The following is a 3,409-nucleotide window of genomic DNA, read 5'->3' as shown; positions in this document are numbered from 1 at the left end:
CTGCGTCTGGCGCCGGACCACTCGGCGTATCAGGCAGGTTTATGGGAATTGGTGGCCACCGCGCGGGACCGGCAAGGCGATGCCGCAGGAGCGAAGGCGGCTCGCGAACGGGCGGCGACGCTGCGTGACCCGGAGTCGCGCAAGGCATGACACCGGCGGTGCAGGCCGCCAAGCGCGGCAAGGTAGCGTTTACGCTGCATAGCTACGAACACGACCCGAAAGCGCAAAGCTACGGGTTGGAAGCGGCGGAGGCTCTGGATCTGCCGGTGGAGCAGGTGTTCAAGACGCTGATGACGCTGGTGGATGACGCGCCGGTGGTGGCCATGGTGCCGGTGGCCCATCAGCTGGACCTGAAATATCTGGCCCGTGCCCACGGTGGCAAGAAGGCGCAGATGTGCCCGGCGGACAAGGCGCAACGATTAACCGGTTATGTGCTGGGCGGCATTAGCCCGCTGGGGCAGAAGAAACGGTTGCCGTTATATCTGGATGGCAGCGCGGCATCCCACGAGATTATCTACATGAGCGCCGGCCGGCGCGGGCTGGAAATCGCCATGGCGCCGGGGGATTTGCTGAAGCTCATCGGCGGCAAGCAGGCCGTCTTGGTGCGCGACTGACCTTGCTTATGGGGCCGCTGTAGGAGCGCCTCTTGAGGCGCGAACCCGAGCCTTGGCGAGGGAAAACGATACAGCTTTCACGCAAGCGTCGCTCACAAATCCCTGCTTACGCGGCACGGTTCGCACCTCAAGAGGTGCTCCTACAGGTGAGATTCTGGTCAGGCCTTTACACCTTCGCAAACGCCTTGCGTGCGGCGGCGATGGTGGCATCGATATCCTCATCACTGTGCGCCGCAGACACGAACCCCGCTTCGAACGCGCTGGGCGCCAGATAAATGCCCTGGTCCAGCATGGCGTGGAAGAAGCGGTTGAAGCGCTCGCTGTCGCAGGCCATCACTTCCGCAAAACTGCTGATACGGTTCTGGTCGGTGAAGAACAGCCCGAACATGGCGCCGGCCTGTGCAGTGGTGAATGACACCCCTTGCGCATGGGCGGCGGCGGTCAGGCCTTCCAGCAGGCGGGTGGTTTTTTCCGTCAGCGCGTCGTGGAAGCCGGGCTCGCTGATCAGGTTCAGCGTCGCCAGGCCTGCAGCCATGGCCACCGGGTTACCGGACAGGGTGCCGGCCTGGTAGACCGGCCCGAGCGGGGCCAGATGCTCCATGATGGCCTGCTTGCCGCCAAAGGCGCCCACCGGCATGCCGCCCCCGACAATCTTGCCCAGGGTGGTCATGTCCGGGGTGATGCCGTAATGGCCCTGGGCGCCGCCCAGCGCTACCCGGAACCCGCTCATGACTTCATCGAAAATCAGCACCGCGCCGTTGTTGTCACATTGCTGGCGCAGGGTCTGCAGGAAATTCTCGGTGGCGGGGACGCAGTTCATGTTGCCGGCCACCGGCTCCACGATGATGGCGGCGATGTCGTCGCCGTGTTCTTCGAAAGCCTGGGTGACGCTGGCGGCATCATTGTAGTTCAGCACCAGGGTGTCCGCGGTGACGGCTTCCGGTACGCCGGGGGAACCGGGAATGGCGATGGCGCCGGAGCCGGCTTTCACCAGCAGGCTGTCCACGTGCCCGTGGTAGCAACCTTCAAACTTGATGATCTTGTTGCGGCCGGTGTAGCCGCGGGCCAGGCGGATGGCGCTCATGGTGGCTTCAGTGCCGGAGTTGACCATGCGCACCATGTCCATGGAGGGCACCAGTTCGCAGACCTTGTCGGCCATGGCCACTTCCGTTGCGGTGGGGGCGCCGAAGCTCAGTCCTTCCTGTACGGCGGCCTGCACGGCGGCCACCACGTGGGGGTGGTTATGGCCCAGGATCATGGGGCCCCAGGAGCCCACGTAATCAATGTATTGATTGTCGTCTTCGTCGAACAGGTAGGCGCCACGGGCGGAATGGAAGAACACCGGTGTGCCGCCGACGCTTTTGAACGCCCGCACCGGGGAATTCACGCCGCCGGGAATGTGTTTCTGGGCCTGACGGAAAAGCTGTTCAGAGTGCTTGCGGCTCATGGTGTGTCCTCTGTTGAATCTATTCTGGGATGGCCTGTCCGGCGGAGGCCGGGAAACAGGCGCTGAAGCGGCGTGCTGCTGCTTCGATGGAGGCCGTGTCGGCGTGCCCGAACAGGGCATGAATGACCGCCACAGACACGGCGCCAGCGTCGATCAGTTGCGGCGCATTATCCGGATTCACTCCGCCGATGGCTACCACGGGTTGATGAAACTGCTGGCAGGCCTGGCGTAGCACCGCCAGTGAGGCCGGCGGCGCCTGGGGTTTGGTCTGCGAGGTGAAGAAGCGACCCATGGCCAGGTAATCTGCGCCGGCTTCGGCGGCTTGGCCGGCCAATGCCAGATCGCCGTGGCAGGTGACGCCGATAATCCGTGAACCTCCCAGCTGCTCGCGGGCGGCTTTGATGCCGCCGTCGCTCTGGCCGATGTGCACTCCATCGGCGTCCACGCGGGCGGCAAGAGCCGGATCATCATTGACAATAAACAGGGCACTGTATTGGTGGCACAGGGCGCGTAGCTGGGCGGCCCGGTATTCGCGCTGGGCCGGGCTGGCGGTCTTGTCCCGGTATTGCAGCAGTCGGGCGCCGCCGCGCAGGGCGGCTTCGGCGGCAGGCAGCAGGCGCTCGTCCGGGGTCAGTGCCGGGTCGGTGATCGCGTAGAGGCCGTGGAGCCGGTGGCGTCGGTGGAGGGACATGGGGCGCTCAGGCCTGGCGGTTGGGCACGTATTGGCCTTGCCCGGGCTGGAAGGCGCCGCGCAGAAAGCGGTCCACGTGGGCCTGGCCATTGGCCACGGCGCTGTCCAGTGACTGGCCGCGACCGCGCAGGCAGGCAATGGAGGAGGCCAGGGTGCAGCCGGAGCCGTGATAGCTGTGTGGCAACCGGTCCCAGCGCCATTGTTCTTCGCCAACGGCGGTGAACAGGTGGTTGATGACCTGATCGGTGTCGTCGTGGGTGCCGGTGACCAGGGTGGCGCAGCCGCTGCGCTGGACCAGTGTCTGACCGCAGTCGGTGACGCTTGTTTGCCCGCTCAGGGCCTGGGCTTCTGGCAGGTTGGGGGTCATCACGTCGCACAGTGGCGCCAGCTTTTCGAGCATGGCTTCGGCGAGGGATTCCTGCGCCAGGCTGCCGCCTGCTTCGGCGGCCAGTACCGGGTCGAGAATGACGGGAACGCCGGGCAGACGCTTGAGCAGGCAAACAATGAAATCAATGATGGCCACCGAGCCGGTCATGCCGATCTTGATGGCCTGGTAATCCATGTCGTCCAGCAGGGCGTCGGCCTGTTGTTGCAGCAGGCCGATATCGGTGAGCCGGAAGCCGCGCACGTTCTGGCTGTTCTGCACGGTGAGCCCGG

At 65.0% G+C, this 3,409-nt stretch carries 4 protein-coding genes; 1 reads left to right on the top strand and 3 read right to left on the bottom strand.

What is annotated here, in order from left to right; translation table 11 throughout:
• The first annotated feature begins 146 nt into the window (after positions 1-146).
• Positions 147-614, top strand: a complete 468-nt coding sequence (gene ybaK, locus A3754_RS08030; RefSeq protein ID WP_063519268.1) for a Cys-tRNA(Pro) deacylase — start codon at positions 147-149, stop codon at positions 612-614.
• Positions 615-780: 166 nt separating this feature from the next.
• Here ybaK and hemL read toward each other — a convergent pair whose 3' ends face one another.
• The 3 genes from hemL to A3754_RS08015 form a co-directional block, all read right to left on the bottom strand.
• Positions 781-2,061: a glutamate-1-semialdehyde 2,1-aminomutase gene (gene hemL, locus A3754_RS08025; protein WP_063519267.1), complete on the bottom strand. Its 1,281-nt coding sequence runs from the start codon at positions 2,059-2,061 to the stop codon at positions 781-783.
• 19 nt (positions 2,062-2,080) lie between these two features.
• A complete protein-coding gene (gene thiE / locus A3754_RS08020) occupies positions 2,081-2,752 on the bottom strand; it encodes a thiamine phosphate synthase (protein WP_063519266.1) in 672 nt (223 codons plus the stop codon).
• A 7-nt stretch (positions 2,753-2,759) separates the two neighbouring features.
• On the bottom strand, positions 2,760-3,409 hold a 650-nt coding region (locus tag A3754_RS08015), incomplete at its 5' end, for a hydroxymethylpyrimidine/phosphomethylpyrimidine kinase (protein WP_063519265.1).

The organism is Alcanivorax sp. HI0083 (assembly GCF_001635175.1).
The sequence above is the reverse complement of the archived record's forward strand: the minus strand, read 5'-3'. Positions and strand labels throughout refer to the sequence as shown.